The sequence below is a fragment of the Streptomyces sp. A012304 genome (assembly GCF_026008495.1).
Lineage (GTDB): Bacteria > Actinomycetota > Actinomycetes > Streptomycetales > Streptomycetaceae > Streptomyces.
Map to the genome: position 1 here is coordinate 15177 of NZ_BQUN01000139.1, position 20104 is coordinate 35280.

The window sequence follows — 20104 nt, forward strand, 5'->3', positions numbered from 1 at the left end:
GCGATCGCCCACTCGCCGCGAGCGGTGCTCGCCTCCAGCGCATCGTCCATTCCGATCATGAAGCCCGCCGTCGCCACCTCTGAACCGGCTCCGGGGTCTCGTTCCTGCTGTGCGCGACCAGGAAGATCGAGTCGGGTATCGCCACGACCGAGGACATCGACATGGGAAGGTGCGTGGCTGCGCACCTCCGCCGCTCCTGGCCCGATGTCGGGCCGGTCTGCTCGGCGGCAAGACCAGGCGGGGCTTCTGGGCCTGTGCCTGACGTGGATGCCCCCCGGTAAACGTTGTGTTACCAGTCGAATGTTGCGTTCGCCCGACTCACCGCCGACAGGGCCATCACAGTCACCTCCCGCGAAGTCCCTATCAAGTCCGATTCCCTCTAGATCAAGTGACCAACTTTTCCGCTAGTTGGCCGGTTGAAGCGGAGGTGGAGCGTCGCAACCGAAGAGTGTCACCCGGGCCCGGCGCTTCGCCCAGCCCCTCCTGGATCCACTGGTGCCCCCAGGTTACGGGGCTAGGGCGCTCTCGAATTTCCGCCACATCGACCGTTGACATCAGTTCATACCAGCATCACGATGTGGTCATCGGACTTGGTCTTACGACCCAAAATGGCTCGCCCGACCTCCTTGTCCCACGCCGGCACCTCGTCAGCCGGTATCCGAGCCTCCCCGCACGTCCCTCCCACCGCCCACCCGGTATGCACAAGGGGTACGAGATGACCACCAGCACGAACGTGAAACTGCGCTCCGTCCCGGCAGCGACTCCGGTCGCCGACATTCTGGCCATCGTGTCCAAGGACGGCGGGGTGATCATCCAGCAGCTGTTGTCCCAGGACCAGGTCCGCCGCTTCAACGCCGAGATCGACCCGGCGATGCACGCCCTGGAGCCAGGCGCCAAGAACCCCGGTGACGAGGGCATCGCCGACTTCCACGGCAAGAACACCAAGCGGCTCACCAACCTCGTCATGCTGAGCAAGACCTTCCGCGAGGAGATCCTCAACCACGAGATCGTCGCCGCCCTGGCGGACGCGGTCTTCCTGGAAGAGTCCGGGGCGTACTGGATGAACACCGCGCAGGTGATCGAGATCGGGCCGGGGAACAAGGCGCAGCCGCTCCACCGTGATCTGGAGAACTACCACCCGTTCATCGGCATGGGGCCGGCCGGCCCCGAGGCAATGATCAACTTTCTGGTCGCGCTGACCGACTTCACCGAGGAGAACGGCGCCACGCGCGTCATCCCCGGCAGCAACCACTGGCCGGACTACGAGGACCGCGGCAACCCGGAGATGACGATCCCCGCCGAGATGAAGAGCGGCGACGTGCTGTTCATCAACGGCAAGGTCGTCCACGGCGGCGGCCACAACCGGACGACGGACTTCTACCGGCGCGGTGTGGCCTGGGCCTTCCAGCCCAGCTACCTCACCCCGGAGGAGGCGTACCCCTTCATCGTCGACCACGAGCTCGTCCGGTCGCTGCCTGAGCGGGTGCAGCGCCTGATCGGCTTCCGGTCCCAGTACCCCAAGGGCTGCCCGGGCCTGTGGCAGGTCGACTACGTCGAGCTGGCCGAGTACCTGAAGCTCTGACCGGCCCCCCGACGGCAAAAGCCTGCCCCGCCCGGACACTGAGAGGAACAGACACATGGATCTCGCTCGCCCGACGGCGCAACCGGGCCGACCGGACTCGGTACCCGGCCAGAGCCGGAGCCGGCACACCGACCCCGCGCCGGGCGGCCACTACGCGGTCGTCGTCATCGGCTCCGGTATGGGCGGGATCTGTGCCGCGATCAAGCTCAAGGGGATAGGGGTCGACTCCCTGGCTGTCCTTGAGCGTGCCGAGGAGGTCGGCGGCACCTGGCGGGCGAACACCTACCCCGGGATCGCCGTCGACACGTCAATCCTCCAGTACTCGCTGTCCTTCGAGCCGAACCCCGGCTGGTCCCGCCTGTACGCCAGCGGCGCCGAGCTTCAGCGGTACCTGATCGGCCTGTCGGAGAAGTACGGCATCCGCCGCCACATCAGGTTCGGCACCGACGTCACGGAGATGCGGTACGCCGAGAACGAGCAGCTGTGGCAGATCTCCACCCGCTCGGGCGCGACGTACACCGCGAACGTCGTCGTCAACGCGACCGGGCACCTCAGCACACCGGCCATCCCCAGCATCCCCGGCCTGGACCAGTTCGAGGGCCAGGTACTGCACTCGGCCGAGTGGGACGCCTCCTTCGACGCCTCGGGGCGCCGTATCGCCGCCATCGGCAGCGGTGCGAGCGCCGCACAGCTCGTGCCGTGCATCGCCCGGGACGCGGAGCAGGTGTACGTCTACCAGCGCTCCGCGCCCTGGGTGTTCCCGCGCGACGACCGGCCGATCGGCCGGATCGAGGCGGCGGTCTACCGGCATGTGCCGTTCGTGCTCAAGGCGCAGCGCTGGCGCCGCTTCTGGGGCAACGACAAGGTGGCGTACGCCTTCGAGAAGCAGAACGAGACGGTCCGCAAGCAGCAGCGGTACGCCGAGGACTTCATCGAGCGTTCGATCCCGGACCCGGAGCTGCGCCGGGCGGTCACCCCTGACTACAGCGTCGGGTGCAAGCGGCGCATCATGTCCGACGACTGGTACCCGGCGCTGCTGCGGGAGAACGTGGAGCTGATCCCCAGCGCGCTGACCGAAGTGCGGCCCCGCTCGGTGGTCGGTCCGGACGGCGTGGAGCGGCCGGTCGACACCATCGTCTTCAATACCGGCTTCGCGGTCGAGGGCTTCATGCCGATGAAGGTCTTCGGCACCGGCGGGACCGAACTCCACGACGCGTGGTCGGACGGCGCCCAGACCCACCTGGGTATCACCGTCTCCGGCTACCCGAACCTCTTCTTGATCTCCGGGCCCAACACCGCGATCGGCGCGGGATCGTACGCCTTCATGATCGAGTGCCAGGTCCGGTACATCACCGGCGCGCTGGAGCTGATGCGCCGGCGCGGGCTGTCCGCGCTGGACGTACGGCTCGACGTGCAGCGCCGCTCGTACTGGAAGACGCAGAGCCGGCTGTCCGGGAGCGTCTACGGCTCCGGCTGCGAGGGCTGGTACCAGGGCGAGGGCGGCCGGATCGACACCCTGTGGCCGGGCACGAACGCCGAGTACTGGTGGCGCACCCGGCGCTTCGACCCGAAGAGCTATCACCTCGTCACCCGGGCGCCGATCTTTTCCCGCACCGCCGCTGCCGCGTCCGCGACGACGATTCCGGCCGCCTGAAACCCCCCGAGTGAGCTGACCAGTTGACCATGAACAGGAAGTGCCGGCCATGACCCGATCGGCTGTCTCTGTCGTAACCGAGGACGATCCCACTCCGCTGGTGCTGTCGGTCGCACGGACGCTTCGTGCCAGCGCCCGTGTCCCGGAGCTGCTGCCGGTGCTGCGGGGCCTGAGCGGCACCGTCGTCGTGCGGTCGAAGGACGACCCCCAGGCGGTGACGATCCGCTTCGCCGACGGCGAGTCCAGGGTCGACCACGGGGCCGCCGCCGATCGCGATCTCGTGCTCATCGTGGATCTCGCGGACCGCTTCACCATCGTCGAGGTACGGGGATCCGAACCGACGGCGCCCCTGGCCGACGCCGTGCACAGCGTGCTGGAACCGCCGCTGCCACCGTGGCGGGACGCCGCCACCGGCTTCTGGGAGTTCACCGGCTCGGATCCGGGGATGCCCGGGCAACTCGTGGTCACCTGCGAGGACGAGCAGAGCGAGTACGTACTCGGTGACGGTCTGCCGCGTTACGAGATCAGCGGCCCTTCCCACACGCTCGCCCGGGTGTTCACGGGGACCGATACCTTCCTCGACGCGGTCTTCACCGGAGCCGTGTCCATCCGCGGCACCCTTCCCCAGCTGTCCGTGATGGCCGGCGCGTCCCTGAAGGTGAGGTTCCATGCCTGACACGCTTGACACGCCTGAGAACATCGGTAACTGGCTCCGCGAGCGGAACATCACCTCCGTCAGGGTCGAGGGCACCAACCTCGAAGGGGCGTTCATCGGGAAGAACGTCTCGCCGCGCAAGCTGGAGTCCGGCCTGACGTCCGGCTTCGCGTTCGCCGACGTGGCCTTCGGCCTTGACCTGGGCAACGTCCCGCAGTTCGGTTTCGCCATGCCGTCCTGGCGTGGCGACCTGCCCGACATCCTGCTGCACCTGGACCCCTCGACCATCGTCGAATGGGCTCCGGGGCGCGCGGCCGTCCTCGGCGATTTCCGGGACAAGGAGGGGCAGCCGCTCCCGGCCTGTCCGCGCAACACCCTGCGCCGCCTGACGGACCGGCTGGACGGCCTGGGCTACCGGGCCAAGGTGGCGATCGAGATCGAGGCCACGGTCTTCGAGGAGTCCATCCACGAGGCCCGCCGGAAGAACTACCAGGACCTGACCCCGCTGGGCGGGGCCGCGGGATCGGCGTACCACCTCGCCAAGTCCAAGGACTGGGACGACTACATGTCGGCGGTCGCCCGCCGGCTGGACGAGCTCGGCATCGACTGGGAGGCGTGGAACGACGAGGCCGCCGCAGGTCAGATCGAGCTCAACCTCGCCCCGGCCGACCCCGTGACCGTCGCCGACTCCTGGGCCCGCACCCGGCAGGTCATGCGCGAAGTGGCGTTCGGACTGGACCACTGCGTCACCTTCATGGCCAAGCCGACGGCCGGCTACGGGCAGGCGTCACACGTCAACGTATCCCTGGAGCAGGACGGACAGAACGTCTTCTACGAGGAGTCCGGCCCCTCGAAGGTCATGACCCACTTCCTCGGTGGCGTCATGGCCACGCTGCCGGGAGCGACATCCTTCGCGCTGCCGCAGATCACCTCCTACCGCCGCCTGGTCGACCTCGACGGCCCCCCGACCACGGTCACCTGGGGTATCGCCAACAAGAGCGCGGCCGTCCGCGCCGTGACCGGTCACCCGAAGTACTCCCGGCTGGAGTACCGGACCCCGGGCGCGGACGCGAACATCTACCTCGTACTCGCGGCGGTGCTGGCCGGCGGTCTGGCCGGCCTGGAGGGCAAGATCGACCCGCCGGCACCGTTCGAGCAGATGGCCTGGTGCCTGCCCCCGGGGACGGCGAGGATCCCGGACAGCATCAGCAAGGCCGCCGCCGCGCTGGAAGCCGACGAGCTGCTGGCGGGCGTGTTGGGTCAGGATCTCGTCGACTACTGGCTGGGCACCAGGCGCTGGGAGTGGCTGCAGTTCCACACCACCGGCGGCGACCCCGACGCCGACCTCACCACGTGGGAGTCCAACCGCTACTTCGAGCTGCCGTGATGACGGCGCTCGTCGACGCGGCGGTACTGAACGCCGCGCCCGGCCGGCTGGAGATCGAGAAGCTGAGGCTCGATGTGCCGGGACCGGACGAGGTCCTGGTACGGGTGGTCAGCGCGGGCCTGTGCCACTCGGACCTGCACGAGATCGACGGAACCTTCGCGTCAGAACCGCCGATCGTGCTCGGTCACGAGGCATCGGGTGTGGTGGAGGCGGCGGGGGCCGATGTGGTGGGGCTGCGGGTCGGTGACCACGTCGTCACCTGTCTGTCGGTCTTCTGCGGCCGATGCCGCTACTGCACCGGCGGCCGCCTCACGCTGTGCGAGAACCGGTCCCGGCTCTCCCACCAGCGGCCCGGTCCCCGGCTGGTGAACGCCGCCGGGCGCCCGGTGCGGCCGACGGCGGGGATCGGCGCCTTCGCCCAGGCGATGGTGGTCCATCAGAACGCCCTCGTACGGATCCCTTCCGACATGCCGATGGCCCCGGCAAGCATCCTCGGCTGCGCGGTGACCACGGGTCTGGGCGCGGTCTTCCGCGGCGCCCGCGTGGAGCCGGGCAGCAGCGTGGTGGTGATCGGCACCGGCGGGATCGGCACGGCGGCCATCCAGGGCGCCAGGATCGCGGGCGCGACGCAGATCATCGCCGTGGACCTGATCCCGGAGAAGCTCAAGGCAGCCGAGCGGTTCGGCGCCACGCACGCCCTGCACGCGGGCGAGTCCGACCCGGTCGAGGCCGTACGCGAAATCACCGGCGGCGGCGCCGACTTCGCCTTCGAGGCGGTCGGGCGGAGTACGACGGTGGAGCAGGCCTTCGCGATGCTGCGCCCTGGCGGACTCGCCACGGTCGTCGGCATGGTGCCGGAGCACACGCCGATCCGGGTCAGCGGGCCGGAACTGTTCCTTCAGGAGAAGCGCCTGCAGGGCTCCTTCATGGGCTCGAACCAGTTCAAGACGGATATCCCGCGCTACGTCGACCTCTATCTCCAGGGCCGGCTGCTGCTTGACGACATGGTGTCCGAGCACGTCACGCTCGCCGGGATCAACGAGGGCTTCGAGCTGCTGGCCCAAGGACGGGCGACCCGCGTGGTCGCCGACATCGGGGAGGTCTGATGCGACCCCTCATCGGTATCACCGGCCGCCGGCTGAGCGCGAGCCTGCTCAGCGGCATGGACGCCAGATACGCCGGCCGTCATGTCGACCAGTACTTCTCCGACTACGCCCGCTGTGTCGCCGAAGCGGGCGGCATCCCGGTGCACCTGCCCTTCGAGGCGGGGTCCATCGAGACGATGCGCCGCCTGGACGGCCTGCTCGTCACCGGCGGCCAGGACATCCATCCCAACCGCTGGGGTGGCGACGCGGGGGAGGCAACCGGCGCGGACCCGCGGCTGAACAGCATGGCCCACGACATCGAGCGGGACGCCTACGAGGCCCTGCTGATCCACGGCGCGGTCGCCGCGAGTGTGCCCGTGCTCGGGGTGTGCCGGGGCCACCAACTGCTCAACGTCGCCTTCGGCGGGCGGCTCGTCGCCGACATACCCCCGAGCGTCGTCGAGCACTACTCGCGGCAGGCAGCCCTCACCGACGGGGCCGGCGACCACGTCGTGCGGTTCTCCCCCGGCTCGCTGGCCGCGTCGATCTACGGCTCCCTCGCGCAGGTCAACTCCTGGCACCACCAGGCCGTCGAGGTCTGCGGAAACGGGCTGGCGGTGTCCGGACGCGCCGCCGACGGCGTCGTCGAGTGCACCGAGATGCCCGGCTTTCCCGTACTCGGTGTGCAGTGGCACCCCGAGTGGCAGCAGACGCCGGACCCGGTCTTCGGCTGGCTGGTCGACGCCGCCGGGCAGGCGCTCCAGCGGCGCGCCGGGCAGTCGGTCTCCACCGGACAGCCCCGCTGACCGGGACAGCAAACGAAACCCCCGCCGACCAGAGAATGGTGTTGATCATGACGCGGACTCCGACCCCGACGACACGGCAGGACTGGCTGGACCTGCTGGAATCCACCCGCCTTCCGGCGGCCATGTGGGTGGACGGTGAGTGGGCGCAGGCCCGGGGCGGAGCCACCCTGCCGCTGGTCACGCCACGTGACGGCTCGGTTCTCGTACACCTTCCGGCCGCCGACGAAGGCGATGTCGACCGAGCAGTCCGGGGTGCCCGGCAGGCCTTCCTGGACCGCCGCTGGGCGGGGCTCGAGCCCCGTGAGCGGGGCGAGATCCTGATCCGCTGGGCCGATCTGCTGGACCGGCACCGGGACGAACTCGCGCTCCTGGTGGCCATGGAGATGGGCAAGCCGGTCGTCATGGCCCGGTCCGTGGAACTGCGCACCACGATCAACCTCATCCGGTGGTACGGCGAACTCGCCGACAAGCTGATGGACGAGTCACCGCGGGGCCGCGGCGAGGCGGTGGCCCTGGTCACCCGGGAACCCCTCGGGGTGATCGCCGCGATCACCCCGTGGAACTTCCCCATGACACTGTCGACCTTCAAGGTGCCCGCCGCGCTGGTCGCGGGCAACAGCGTCGTGCTCAAGCCTGCCAGCCAGTCGCCGCTGTCCATGCTGCGGGCAGCCGAACTGGCGCACCAGGCCGGTGTGCCGGCCGGGGTGTTCCAGGTCGTCACCGGCAGCGGGGCGGTGACCGGCGCCGCGCTGGGGCGGCACCCCGACGTCGCGACCCTGACGTTCACCGGCTCCACCGACGTCGGCAAGCAACTGCTGGGGTACGCGGCCGAGTCCAACGCCAAGCCGGTGTGGCTGGAGCTCGGCGGGAAGTCGCCGAACATCATCTTTCCGGACGCGCCGGACATGGCGAAGGCCATCGAGACGGCCGCCTGGGCGATCCACTTCAACTCCGGCCAGATGTGCACCGCCGGATCGCGGCTGATCGTCCACGAGTCGGTCCGGGACACCGTCGTCGCGGGCGTGGTCGAGCACCTGGCAGCACTTCGCATCGGCGACCCGCTCGACCCGGCGACCCAGTTCGGCCCGCTCTCCAGCGAACGGCACCGCCGCGAGGTCCTCGCCGAAGTCACCTCGGGCATCAGCAGCGGGGCCAAGCTGGTCCACGGCTCCGACAGGCCGCGCACCGGCCCCGGCTGGTACGTGGACCCGGCCGTGTTCGTGGACGTCGACCCCGACAGCCGGCTCGCCCAGCACGAGATCTTCGGGCCGGTGCTGTCCGTACTCACCTTCTCCGACGAGGAGTCGGCCGTCCGGATTGCGAACAACTCGGACTACGGCCTCGGTTCCTCGGTGTGGACCGCCGACCTCGCCCGCGCCCACCGCATGTCCCGTGCCATCGAGGCGGGCGTGGTGTGGGTCAACTGCTTCGAGGAGGGCGACTCGTCCGTGCCCTTCGGCGGGCGCAAACTCTCCGGCCACGGCTCCGACAAGAGCGTCCACGGCCTGGAGAAGTTCACCGCCCTGAAGACCACCTGGATCGCTCTCACATGATGAAAGGCGGACACATGACGGACACCACGCGCATTGCTCTGGTAGGGCTGGGAGCCACGGGCCTGGCGATCGGGCGGGCGCTGGCGGGCCGCAGGGACTGCACGCTGGTCGGGGCGGCGGACATCTCCCCGGAGCGGGTCGGCCGCGATCTCGGAGAGTTGCTGGGCGGCACGCCGTCCGGGACCGCCGTCGTCGCGGACCCCGACGTACTGCCCTTGGCCGATGTCGCGATGGTTGCCACCACCTCGATGCTGGACGCTGTCGAGCCGGTGCTGTCGGCGCTGGTGCGGCGGGGGGTGAACGTGGTGAGCATCTGCGAGGAACTCGGTCATCCGTTCCTCAGCCATCCCGAGGTCTCCGGCCGGCTCGACAAGCTCGCGGTGGAGCACGGGGTCTCGGTGCTCGGCACCGGCTGCAACCCGGGCATGATCATGGACACCCTGCCGCTGCTGCTGAGCAGCCTGACCCAGCGGGTGCGGCGGGTGCGGATCCGGCGCACCGCCGACATGTCGCGCTACGGCGCCATCCTGACGAAATTCGGTCTGGGCCTGACCGAGGAGCGCTTCGCAGCCGAGCAGGGCGCCGGCCGGGTGATCGGGCATGTCGGCTTCGAGCAGTCGGTGGCGGCGCTGGCGGCCGGTCTCGGCCGGGACCTGGACGAGATCGTCGTCGATGCGCCCCGCCCCGCGCTGCTGGCCGCCGAGCCACGGAGCGGCGAGCACATCCGGATCGAGCCGGGGACGGTGGCCGCCGTGCTGCACGGCGCACGTGGGCTGAGCGGCGGTGAGACCGTCATCGAACTCGGCATCCACTTCGGGCTCTTCCAGCCCGGCGACCCCATGGAGGACGGCGACACCTGCGTCATCGAAGGCGACGAGCAGACCCTCGAGGTCAGGGTGCCCGGCGGATACGAGAGCTTCCTGTCCACCGTGGCCGTGGCGAGCAACGCCGTGGTCGCTGCCGTCGGGGCCGCGCCGGGCTTGCGGACCATGGCCGACCTTCCCGTCGCCGCCCTTGCCAGCAAGGGCGCCTGGCGCCGCTGAGAAGCCGATCTTTCGATCTGTGGTCACTCCCGGACGGGACCGGGATCCGCCGCACCGTGAATACGAGAGGAGGTTCACCCGATGCCCGGTGACCTGTCGTTCGAACCGCTCACACCCGTTTCCTACCTGGACCGTGCGGCCGCCGCACACGGCGACCGACTCGCGGTGGTGGACGGCGACCAGCGGTGGACGTACGCGCAACTGCACGACCGGTGCCGCCGCCTGGCCGGAGCGCTCACCCCGCTGGCCGGCGGGCGCCCGGTGGCCGTGCTGGCGCCGAACACCCATGTCCTGCTGGAGGCCCACTTCGGCGTGCCCTGGGCCGGGGCGCCGCTCGTCGCGGTGAACACCCGGCTGTCCGCCCGGGAGATCGCGTACATCCTGGAGCACTCCGAGGCGGCGGTGCTGATCCACGACCCGGCCTTCGACGACCTCGTCGACGCCGCCCTCGCGCTACTCACCGCGCCGCCGGTACGAATCAGAGCGGGCGAGGGCGACAACGGAACGTACGAGTCGCTGCTCGCCGACGCCGTCCCGCACGCGATCACCCCGCAGGACGAGCGGGCCCTGCTGGCGGTCAACTACACCTCCGGCACGACCGGCAGGCCCAAGGGCGTCATGTACCACCATCGCGGCGCCTACCTGCAGGCGCTGGCCATGGTGGGTCACACAGGGCTGTCGCCAACGGCCGTGCACTTGTGGACACTTCCGATGTTCCACTGCAACGGCTGGTGCTTCCCCTGGGCGGTGACCGCCGCGGCGGCCACCCACCTGTGCCTGCCGAAGGTCGACCCGGCCGAGATCTGGCGGCTCATCCGCGACGAGGGCGTCACCCATCTCAACGGGGCCCCGACCGTGCTGTCGATGATCGCGTACGCACCGGAGGCAGCCCCCGTCACCCCGGCCGTGCGGATAGCCACCGGCGGGGCCCCGCCCAGTCCGGCGATCCTGCGGCGGATGGCGGAGCTGGGCTTCGACGTCACCCACTTGTACGGGCTCACGGAGACGTTTGGTCCGGCGATGATCTGCGACTGGCGTCCCGAGTGGAACGGGCTCGACACCCACCAGCAGGCCCGGCTGAAGGCCCGGCAGGGCGTGGGGAACATGATCTCCTACGCGGTCCGCGTCGTCGCGGCGAACGGCGCCGACGTCCCGCGCGACGGCGCGTCGGTGGGAGAGATCGCGCTGCGCGGCAACAACGTCATGCTCGGCTACTTCAAGGACCCGGCCGCAACCGAAAAGGCCTCCCCCGACGGCTGGTTCCGCACCGGCGACCTCGGCGTGATCCACCCCGACGGATACATCGAGCTGCGGGACCGCAGCAAGGACGTCATCATCTCCGGCGGCGAGAACATCGCCAGCGTCGAGGTGGAACAGGCCCTCTGTGAGCATCCGGCCGTCCTGGAGGCCGCGGTGATCGCTGTCCCGGACGAACGCTGGGGCGAGGTCCCCGCCGCCTACGTCACCCTGCACGCCGGCAAGGCGGCCACGCAGGCCGAACTCATCGAGCACGTCAAGAACCGGCTCGCCCGTTTCAAGGCGCCGAAGTACGTCGTGTTCGGCACGCTCCCCAAGACGTCAACCGGCAAGATCCAGAAGTTCGTCCTGCGGGACCGAGCCTGGGCCACTGCCGGACAGTCGGTCAACGGGGCCGGCTGAACGGTGCGGACTCCTCGTCCGACGGGATTCCGACCGCAGCGCATCAGCTATGGAGGCCAGAACTTTACTGAAAGACCGACGTGCGCTTGTCACCGGCGCGGGAAGCGGTATCGGTGCCGCCGTCGCCCGAGCGTTGGCAGGTGCCGACGCGAAGGTGACCGTCGCCGATGTGGACTCGCGGTCGGCTGCCGGTATCGCCGAGGAGATCGGCGGAGAGCCGTGGGTCCTGGACCTCACCGACACGGGAGCGCTCGACAGCCTCTCCCTGGACTACGACATCCTCGTCAACAACGCCGGGTTCCAGCACGTCTCCCCGATCGAGGACTTCCCGCCCGAGACGTTCCGGCGGATGCTCACGCTGATGCTGGAGGCGCCCTTCCTGCTGACGCGGGCGGCTTGCCGTACATGTACGAGTCAAGTTTCGGACGGATCGTCAACATCACCTCCATGCACGGTCTCCGGGCCTCACCGTTCAAGTCGGCGTACGTCGCTGCCAAGCACGGGCTGGAGGGTCTGTCCAAGGTGATCGCCCTCGAGGGCGGCGGTCGCGGCGTGACGAGCACCTGTGTGAGCCCGGGCTACGTGCGGACTCCTCTCGTCGACAAGCAGATCGCCGACCAGGCGCAGGCGCACCACGGCATCAGCGAGAACGAGGCCGTGGAGAGCATCTTCCTCGGAGAGAGTGCCGTGAAACGGCTCGCCGAGCCGACAGAGGTCGCCGACCTGATCCTCTGGCTCTGCGGTGAGAAAGCCGGAATGGCCAACGGCAGCAGCTTCACCCTCGACGGCGGCTGGAGCGCGAGATGAGTCAGCCCTTGAAAGGCGGGATCACGAAGGCGAGAGGAAGACGTAGATATGGACAAGACGATCGGTTCCGCAGCTGAGGCGGTGGCCGACATACGGTCAGGTTCCTCGGTGGCGGTCGGCGGGTTCGGGCTGTGCGGCATACCGCGGGTACTGATCGACGCATTGTTCGCGGTCGGCGCGACCGATCTCTAAACGGTGTCCAACAACTGTGGCGTTGACGGGGCTGGACTGGGCGTCCTGCTCCGAGCGGGCAGGATCCGCCGCACCGTGTCGTCCTATGTCGGCGAGAACAAGGAGTTCGCACGTCAGTATCTGGCCGGTGAGCTGGAGGTCGAGCTGACACCGCAGGGCACGTTGGCCGAGCGGCTACGAGCGGGAGGTTCAGGGATTCCGGCGGTCTACACCCCGGCGGGAGTAGGCACTCTGGTCGCTGATGGCGGTCTCCCGTGGCGCTACAACGCCGACGGCTCGGTGGCGGTGGCGTCGCCGGCGAAGGAGACTCGGGGGTTCCGCGGCCAGGAGTACGTGCTGGAAGAGGGGATCGTCACCGATTTCGCACTGGTACGTGCGGCCAAGGGTGATCGGCACGGCAACCTGGTCTTCGACGCCTCGGCCAGGAACTTCAACCCGCTGTGCGCCATGGCCGGCCGGATCACGATCGCTGAGGTCGAGGAGTTGGTCGAGCCGGGCGAACTCGATCCGGAGCAGGTGCACACACCCGGCGTGTTCGTACAGCGCGTCGTCGAGGTCGGCACAGCAGGCAAGGGAATAGAAAAGCGCACCGTCCGGGAGCGAGCCGCCGCCTCCCCCGTATCCGGCCCCGGTCACCAGCCGATGGAAGGTTGAACTGCAGTGGCGTTGTCGCGAGTTGAACTGGCGGCGCGAGTCGCGCACGAATTGGCCGACGGGCAGTACGTGAATCTGGGCATCGGTCTGCCGACTCTCGTCCCCAACTACGTGCGGAACGGGGTGCACCTGGTGCTGCAGTCCGAGAACGGCATCCTGGGCGTGGGCCCTTATCCATATGAGGACGAGGTGGATGAGGACCTGATCAATGCCGGCAAGGAAACGGTGACTGTCCTGCCGGGAGCGTCCTTCTTCGACTCGGCCTCCTCCTTCGGCATGATCCGCGGGGGCCACATCGATGTCGCGGTCCTGGGCGCGATGCAGGTGGCCGCCAACGGGGATCTGGCGAACTGGACCATCCCCGGAAAGATGATCAAGGGCATGGGCGGTGCCATGGACCTGGTCCACGGGGCGAAGAGGGTCATCGTGATGATGGAGCACACAGCGAAGGACGGCAGCCCCAAGATTGTTCCCGAGTGCACCCTGCCGCTGACCGGCAAGGGCTGCGTGCAGCAGATCATCACGGACCTCGCCGTCATCGACGTCACTGATGAGGGCCTTGTGCTCCGTGAGACGGCACCCGGGGTCAGCGCCGACGAGGTCCGCAAAGCCACCGGCGCCAACCTGCTCAGCGCGTAGCCGGGACACGTCCTGCGCAATGATCCCCGACCAGACAGCACCACAGGTGCGGCGAGGCCGCGTGGTCGTCAACGAGCCGGATTCGAGTCGCTCCGGCCACCTGCGGGGCCCTGTACTGGTCCGGCCGCCGTCAGGCCTCCCGGACGAGGTGGATCAGGGCGCTCGCGTTGTAGTCCGGGGCCAGCGGCAGCGGGAAGCCGTGGGTGAGCAGCACGGCGCCGTGGTGGAGGAGGCCGGTGGCGAGGTCGCGACAGCGGGCGCCCGGGCGAGGGCGCGCAGCGGCAGGGCGGGGTCGGCGTGGCCGTAGCGGCGGGCGCGGCGGGTGACGAGGACGGCGGCCTCGGCCGCGTACGTGTAGGCGATCTGTTCGGCACTGTGCGGTCCGTCTGCGCGGAACCACGCCGCGACGCCGATGCCCATGTCGAGGATCGCGTACGAGGCGAGCCGTGGCTACGCAACGGTGAACTCACCCTCGGCGTAGCCCGGTTCGATGACGGCGCGCAGTCCCCGCTCGTTGGTCCGGCGAAGTCGCAGCACCTGGTCGCGGTGGGGCTGCTTCAGGTTCCCCATCTCGTGGTTGCCGACGAACGCCTGCTCACGGTGTGCCGCGTGGTAGCGCACATGCGCATCGACCATCTGCCGCAGTTGCCGGATCACGTCGCCGCCGGCGTCCAGTGCCGCGTGCCGGTCGGCGATCAGCGCCCTCATCGTCTCGATCATGATCTCGCCGAGCAGGGCCTGCTTCGAGCTCACGTGGCGGTACGGACTCGGGCCGCGGATGCCGAACGCGGCGCCGACGTCGGACATCGTCGTCGCGCGGTAGCCGCGTTCGGCGAACAGGCTCAGCGCCGCCGCGGAGATCGCCTGCGCGTCGACGGTCTGCCGCCTCGGCGGCACCTCCGCATCCCGTCCCGCCCAGTGCGACTCATCTTCGCCATGGAGCGCCTCAATCATGCGGCCGGGGATACATGCTACTGATTGTTAGCCAGCTCACCGTGGCGTATCACGCATGCCTATTGACAGTTCTCTGGTCAAACGATCAAACTCCAAGCTAATGACCATTAGCTCATGAGGAGTGGCATGACAGCCCGGCGTACCGCGCTCGTCACCGGCGCATCTCGTGGAATCGGCAGGGCCATCGCGGAGCGACTCGCGGCAGAAGGGTTCGACCTCACTCTGTCCGCTCGTACGGACGGGCCGCTCAAGGACGCCGCCGACGAACTGCGCGCCCACGGGCAGCGCGTGGAGACCGCGCCTGCGGACATGGCGGACCCGGCGGAGGTCGAGGCCCTCGCCGACGCACATCTCGAACTTCACGGAGGCCTCGACGTCCTGGTGCTGGCCGCGGGCATGGGCGCGGGTGGCGAACTGTCGACGTATCCGCTGAACAGGTTCGACACGATGATGTCGGTGAACGTCAGGAGCGCGTTGCTGCTCACCCAGCGACTCCTGCCGGCGCTCCGTACGGCCGGATCGGCGCCGTCGGGACCAGGCGCGAAGATCATCGCCATCGCGTCGATCACCGGAGTCGTGAGTGAGCCGGGTCTGGCCGCCTATGGCGCCAGCAAGGCGGCCCTGATCTCCCTGTGCGAGTCGATCACAGTCGCCGAGGGCGGGCGGGGAGTGAGCGCGACGGCGCTGTCCCCCGGGTACGTCGACACCGACATGGCGGCCTGGGTGCACGACCGGGTCGACCCCTCCTCGATGATCCGGGCCTCGGACATCGCGGAACTCACAGTGGCACTGTGCCGGCTGTCGCGGCATGCCGCAGTGCCCAACATCGTAGTCACCAGGCCCGGAGAGACACTGTGGCGCGCATGACCACCGCCGGCGGAAACAGGGCCGGACGCGGCGGCCCGGGCAACGATCTGACGAGCCGGACGGAGTCACCGTAAATGTCCTTCGATTTCTCTCTCACACCCCGAGTCGTGGAGTGGCGCGACCGGATCGCCGAGTTCGTGGCGGACGTGGTCGTCCCGCGTGAACAGGAGGCGTTCACGAACGGTGTGGACGACGCTCTGCGCCGGGATCTCCAGCAGGCGGCCAGGGCGGCCGGGCTCTGGGCGCCCCAGGCACCCGCGGACCTGGGCGGGGGCGGCTTCCGCTTCGACGAGGCGGCGGTCCTCCTGGAGGAGGCCGGCACCAGCCTGCTCGGCCCGCTCGCCCTCAACTGCGCGGCCCCTGACGAGGGCAACATCCACCTGCTGAACGTGGTGGCCACGCCGGCGCAGCGCGACAAGTACCTCGTTCCGTTGGTCAACGGCGACATTCGCTCCTGCTTCGCGATGACCGAGCCGCCGCCCGGCGCGGGCTCCGACCCGTCGGCCGTACGCACCCTGGCGACCAAGGTCGCCGACGGCTGGAGGATCTCGGGCGAGAAGCACCTGATCACCGGGGCCGAGGGGGCCGCGTTCACGATCGTCATGGCACGAGACGGCGGGAGTGACGGGGCCACCATGCTGCTGGTCGACACCGGCACGCCCGGCTTCACGGTGACGGAGCACGCCCGAACCATCGACTCGACCATGGTCGGCGGTCACTGCCGCGTGCTTTTCGAGGACGTCTTCGTTCCCGACGACGCCGTACTCGGCGAGCCCGGCAGGGGCTTCCAGTACATACAGGTCCGGCTCGCGCCCGCGCGCCTGACCCACTGCATGCGATGGCTGGGCGCCGCCCGCCGCGCACACGAGATCGCCCTGGGCCGGGCGGTCGACCGTGAGCTCTTCGGGCAGCGGCTGACCGACCTCGGGATGGCGCAGCAGATGATCGCCGACAACGAGATCGACCTGGTCGCGGCGCGGGCGTTGCTGTGGCAGGCCTGCTGGGAGGTCGCCCAGGGCGGCAGGGGCACGGAGTCGTCCTCGCGCGCGAAGGTGTTCATCAGCGAGGCCGTCGGGCGTATCGTCGACCGGTCGGTGCAGTTGGCCGGGGGCCTGGGCACCAGCGAGGACCTGGTCATCGGCCGTATCTACGCCGACATCCGGGCGTTCCGTATCTACGACGGAGCCTCGGAGGCGCACCGGATGTCGATCGCGAAGCGGGCCGCGCGCCGGGCCGGTACCGCCGGACAGGGAAGCGGGGTCCGGTCGTGAGCACCGATCTGCCCGGCCTGCCGGCCGCGAGCATCGAGAAGTGGTTCCAAGCGACGCTGCCGGATCTGCTGGACGGCGGCCCCTGGCACGCGGAGCTGATATCCGGCGGGCTGTCGAACATCACGTACCGCCTGCACCTCCCGCACGCGACCGTAATCCTCCGGCGGCCCCCGCTCGGCCAGGTTCTCCCGAGCGCACACGACATGAAGCGCGAGTACCGCATCCAGACCGCGCTGGCGGGGACCGGCGTCCCGGTACCCCGGACCCTCGCGCTCTGCACCGATCCCGACGTCCTCGGCTGCCCCTTCTACGTCATGGCCGAGGTGCCCGGGCAGATCATGCGCACGGCGGACGACACTGCCGGGCTCACCCCCGAGACGCGCTCGGCGCTGGCCGCCGGTCTGGTGCGCACCCTTGCGGACCTGCACGGTGTCAACCCGTCGAGCGCAGGTCTGGCAGATTTCGGACGGCCCCAAGGCTACTGCGCACGGCAGATCGTCCGCTGGGGCGAGCAATGGCAGCGCTCGCACACCCGCGAACTCCCGGACATGGACGTCCTCCTGAACAGGCTCTCGGAGCATGTGCCGACGCACTCCGAGGCCTCGATCGTCCACGGCGACTACCGTCTCGACAACACGATCGTCGACATGACCGAGTCGCCACGCATCGCGGGCGTGCTCGACTGGGAGCTCTCCACGCTGGGAGACCCCCTGGCCGATCTCGGCATGACCCTGACGTACTGGCACGACCACGGCGACACGGACCGGGAACTGATCCCCGTGGCCGTGGGAGTCACCACGCAGCGAGGCTTCCCCACCAGCCGTGAAGTGGCGGAGAAGTACGCCGCGTTGACCGGCCGGGACCTGAGCCTGCTGCCTTTCTACTTGGCCTTCAGCTCGATGAAGCTCGCCGTGATCTTGGAAGGCGTCCACGCCCGCTACATCCGCGGCCAGACGGTGAGCGAAGGCTACGAAGGCGTCGGCGCGGCGGTCCCGGTCCTGGTCTCGAAGGCTCTCCGCGAACTGCGCGCGCTCGCGGGGGCGTAGGCGGGGGTATGGCCGCGGGACGAACGCCCGCTCCCTGGAGCAGAAGCTCGCCGGAACCACGGGAATCCCCACCCCGTCAGCACCTGCGCGCCTACTACCGCACCCGCCTCGGCACCTTCCGGCAGTCCCGTTCCCGGGGTGGGAAGGCGGTCACCCCGCCCTTCGGCGAGGTGACCGAGCAGGTCCGCCAGGTGTACGTCCATGACCGCTACCAGGCCATGACCGCCGCACTCGCCCGTTCCGCCCGCGGCCGCGTCGAGTGGGCCGTGGTGGACGCCATCCCGGTCGCCGGGGTCTCGTCATGAGGTGCAGATGTTCCTCAGCCTGTCCGCCGCCTTGTCGATCTTGCTGAAGTCCGGGCCTGTGTCGCCGTTCAGGATGGCCTTGTCGAGGTCCTCGGCCGCCTTGTCGACGTCGTGTTGTCATCCGACGTGGCGTCGATGGATTCGCCGGTCCGCGTGGGGTCCTCGCCGCGTCACACCGGCCTGATGGGTCGCCTTGATGCTGTCGGCGATGGAGTCGGCGCTGCCGAGGCAGTGCAGCGCCGAAGCGTCAAGGGAAGACGCCGGTCCGGGCGGTACCCATCGATGAGGGAATTGACGGTGACGAAAGCGGACCTGAGAGGCCGAGGTACGGGGCTGCGCCGCCCCGTAGGCCGGCCTTCGGCCGCCCGGGTGACCAACGCGGCGATCCGGTGGCCGCTATCGACCGCCCAAGGGGCGGGGTGGCGCCTGGGGCTTTCAGGCGATCTTAGTCTCGCGCGGGATCCGGGGTGATGCGGGACTGGTCGCTCTTGTCCTCTCAACGGGCGCCGAGGTAGCTCTCCACGATCGTGCAGGATCTCGTTTTTCCCCCGCAGAAGGGCATCAGATCCGGGGCCGGGAACACGGGCTGGCCTACTGTCCGACGAAGGAAGGCCGCCGCCTGTCCGCCCCCTGGTCGGCCAACTGCAGCCCCCACGAAAGCGCTCAGCAGTACGCCCCGCCCGCAGCGAAAACCCTAGCCCCGCGACTCAAGCAGCGCCCTCACGCGGCGGCAGAGAGGACCAGGACGGCGCCGAACGCCGCAAGGATACGCAGGTGACACTACCGTGTCGCCGAATCGGCCTTGGGTACTCCGTCGCCCTCGCGGATAGTGCGGACTATCTGCAACGAGGCCTCTACCAAAGGGGAGTGGGGCGCACGCGCCACTAGGGTCTGTTGCGAAAGTGGATCTTGTTCGTTGATGATCGCCTTTCGTGGGACGTGGGGATCTGACGAACAGCCAGTGGGCTCGGCTTGAGCCTCTGCTGCCGCAAGGCATCAAGCCGGGCCGTCCGCCGGTTTGGACGCGGCGGCAGCTGATAGACGGCATACGGTGGCGGACCCGGACCGGTGCTCCGTGGCGGGACGTTCCCGAAAGATACGGGCCGTGGGACCGGGTCTATGACCTGTTCCGACGCTGGCAGCGTGACGGCACGTGGGCCCGGATCCTCACCCGGCTCCAGGCCCAGGCGGACGCCGAGGGCCTGATCACCTGGGAGGTGAACGTCGACTCCACCGTCTGCCGGGCCCACCAGCACGCCGCCGGAGCGGCGAAAAAGGGGACCTGCAGAAGGAACCGCCCGGCGGAGTGTTCGTCGAGCCGGCCGACCATGGCCTCGGACGCTCCCGCGGCGGACTGACCAGCAAGATCCACCTCGCGGTCGAGCAGGGGCAAAAGCCCTTGTCCGTCGTGATCACGGCCGGGCGGCGGGGCGGCTCTCCGCACTTCGAAGCGGTTCTGGAAGCCATCCGGGTGCCGAGGCTGGGGCTCCAGGCCGCGCAAGCGTCCGGAACGGGTCCGGGCCGACAAGGCGTACGACTCTCGCGGCAACCGCTCCTACCTGCGCAGACGCGGGATCAAGGCCACCATCCCCATCCCGGGGGACCGGGCCCGCAACCGTCTCAAGCGCGGATCGCGCGGCGGGCGGCCGCCGAAGTTCGACAAGGACGACTACAAGCAGCGGCACGCGGTCGAGTGCGGAATCGACCGCCTCAAGCGGCACCGGGCCGTTGCTATGAAGCGACGGTGCTGGTCGCAGCAATCAACGAGTGGCTGTGACCAGCACTTTCGCAACAGACCCTAGGCGGTTTCGTTTTGGACGCGGTCGATGCCAGCTCGCAGATCCGGTACGGCAAAGCGCTGGACGGGGCCTGATCTGCGGGTGCGCTGCACCACGACCGAGCCGGTGTATGACTGGCCGGAGGGCGCGCCGTACGACGGGGAGGC

15 protein-coding genes and 4 pseudogenes are annotated in these 20104 nt (G+C 69.3%); 18 read left to right on the top strand and 1 reads right to left on the bottom strand.

The window, feature by feature from the left end; translation table 11 throughout:
• Positions 1-715 precede the first annotated feature (715 nt).
• From ALMP_RS34480 to ALMP_RS34535, 12 genes and pseudogenes are all read left to right on the top strand, one after another.
• Positions 716-1582 (top strand): phytanoyl-CoA dioxygenase family protein, encoded by an 867-nt coding sequence (locus ALMP_RS34480; protein ID WP_264935694.1) that lies wholly within the window; start codon positions 716-718, stop codon positions 1580-1582.
• Between the two features lie 55 nt (positions 1583-1637).
• Positions 1638-3236, top strand: a complete 1599-nt coding sequence (locus tag ALMP_RS34485; RefSeq protein WP_264935695.1) for an NAD(P)/FAD-dependent oxidoreductase — start codon at positions 1638-1640, stop codon at positions 3234-3236.
• A 49-nt stretch (positions 3237-3285) separates the two neighbouring features.
• The gene (locus ALMP_RS34490) at positions 3286-3912 is read left to right on the top strand and encodes a hypothetical protein (RefSeq protein WP_264935696.1); all 627 of its coding nucleotides are present in this window, start codon (positions 3286-3288) and stop codon (positions 3910-3912) included.
• A complete protein-coding gene (locus tag ALMP_RS34495) occupies positions 3905-5278 on the top strand; it encodes a glutamine synthetase family protein (protein ID WP_264935697.1) in 1374 nt (457 codons plus the stop codon). The genes ALMP_RS34490 and ALMP_RS34495 overlap by 8 nt, the downstream gene beginning before the upstream one ends.
• Positions 5278-6384, top strand: coding sequence for a Zn-dependent alcohol dehydrogenase (locus ALMP_RS34500; protein ID WP_264935698.1), 1107 nt, complete (start codon positions 5278-5280; stop codon positions 6382-6384). The genes ALMP_RS34495 and ALMP_RS34500 overlap by 1 nt, the downstream gene beginning before the upstream one ends.
• The gene (locus tag ALMP_RS34505; RefSeq protein WP_264935699.1) at positions 6384-7169 is read left to right on the top strand and encodes a gamma-glutamyl-gamma-aminobutyrate hydrolase family protein; all 786 of its coding nucleotides are present in this window, start codon (positions 6384-6386) and stop codon (positions 7167-7169) included. The genes ALMP_RS34500 and ALMP_RS34505 overlap by 1 nt, the downstream gene beginning before the upstream one ends.
• Before the next feature lie 47 nt (positions 7170-7216).
• Positions 7217-8722 (top strand): aldehyde dehydrogenase family protein, encoded by a 1506-nt coding sequence (locus ALMP_RS34510; RefSeq protein WP_264935700.1) that lies wholly within the window; start codon positions 7217-7219, stop codon positions 8720-8722.
• A gap of 14 nt (positions 8723-8736) precedes the next feature.
• Positions 8737-9765 (top strand): dihydrodipicolinate reductase, encoded by a 1029-nt coding sequence (locus tag ALMP_RS34515; protein ID WP_264935701.1) that lies wholly within the window; start codon positions 8737-8739, stop codon positions 9763-9765.
• Between the two features lie 81 nt (positions 9766-9846).
• A complete protein-coding gene (locus ALMP_RS34520) occupies positions 9847-11424 on the top strand; it encodes an acyl--CoA ligase family protein (protein WP_264935702.1) in 1578 nt (525 codons plus the stop codon).
• A gap of 49 nt (positions 11425-11473) precedes the next feature.
• Positions 11474-12231: pseudogene (locus tag ALMP_RS34525) on the top strand (SDR family NAD(P)-dependent oxidoreductase).
• A gap of 48 nt (positions 12232-12279) precedes the next feature.
• A pseudogene (locus ALMP_RS34530) lies at positions 12280-13077 on the top strand (CoA transferase subunit A).
• 6 nt (positions 13078-13083) lie between these two features.
• Positions 13084-13716, top strand: a complete 633-nt coding sequence (locus ALMP_RS34535; protein WP_264935703.1) for a CoA transferase subunit B — start codon at positions 13084-13086, stop codon at positions 13714-13716.
• A 153-nt stretch (positions 13717-13869) separates the two neighbouring features.
• On the opposite strand, the pseudogene ALMP_RS34540 reads toward ALMP_RS34535, so the two are convergent.
• Positions 13870-14670, bottom strand: a pseudogene (locus ALMP_RS34540) (TetR/AcrR family transcriptional regulator).
• A 126-nt stretch (positions 14671-14796) separates the two neighbouring features.
• Here ALMP_RS34540 and ALMP_RS34545 point away from each other — a divergent pair.
• The 6 genes and pseudogenes from ALMP_RS34545 to ALMP_RS34570 form a co-directional block, all read left to right on the top strand.
• Complete coding sequence (locus ALMP_RS34545; RefSeq protein WP_133917268.1) at positions 14797-15537, top strand: SDR family oxidoreductase; 741 nt, start codon at positions 14797-14799, stop codon at positions 15535-15537.
• Between the two features lie 74 nt (positions 15538-15611).
• On the top strand, positions 15612-16808 hold the full coding sequence (locus tag ALMP_RS34550) for an acyl-CoA dehydrogenase family protein (RefSeq protein WP_264935704.1): 1197 nt from the start codon (positions 15612-15614) through the stop codon (positions 16806-16808).
• Positions 16805-17854 (top strand): phosphotransferase family protein, encoded by a 1050-nt coding sequence (locus ALMP_RS34555; RefSeq protein WP_264935705.1) that lies wholly within the window; start codon positions 16805-16807, stop codon positions 17852-17854. Before ALMP_RS34550 ends, ALMP_RS34555 begins: the two co-directional genes overlap by 4 nt.
• 8 nt (positions 17855-17862) lie before the next feature.
• Positions 17863-18159 carry a hypothetical protein gene (locus tag ALMP_RS34560; RefSeq protein WP_264935707.1) on the top strand — a complete coding sequence of 99 codons (297 nt, stop codon included), beginning with the start codon at positions 17863-17865 and terminating at the stop codon, positions 18157-18159.
• Positions 18160-19091: 932 nt separating this feature from the next.
• Positions 19092-19517, top strand: coding sequence for an IS5 family transposase (locus ALMP_RS34565; RefSeq protein WP_264935708.1), 426 nt, complete (start codon positions 19092-19094; stop codon positions 19515-19517).
• Positions 19518-19709: 192 nt separating this feature from the next.
• Positions 19710-19961: pseudogene (locus tag ALMP_RS34570) on the top strand (hypothetical protein); the annotation flags it as partial.
• Between the last annotated feature and the right edge of the window lie 143 nt (positions 19962-20104).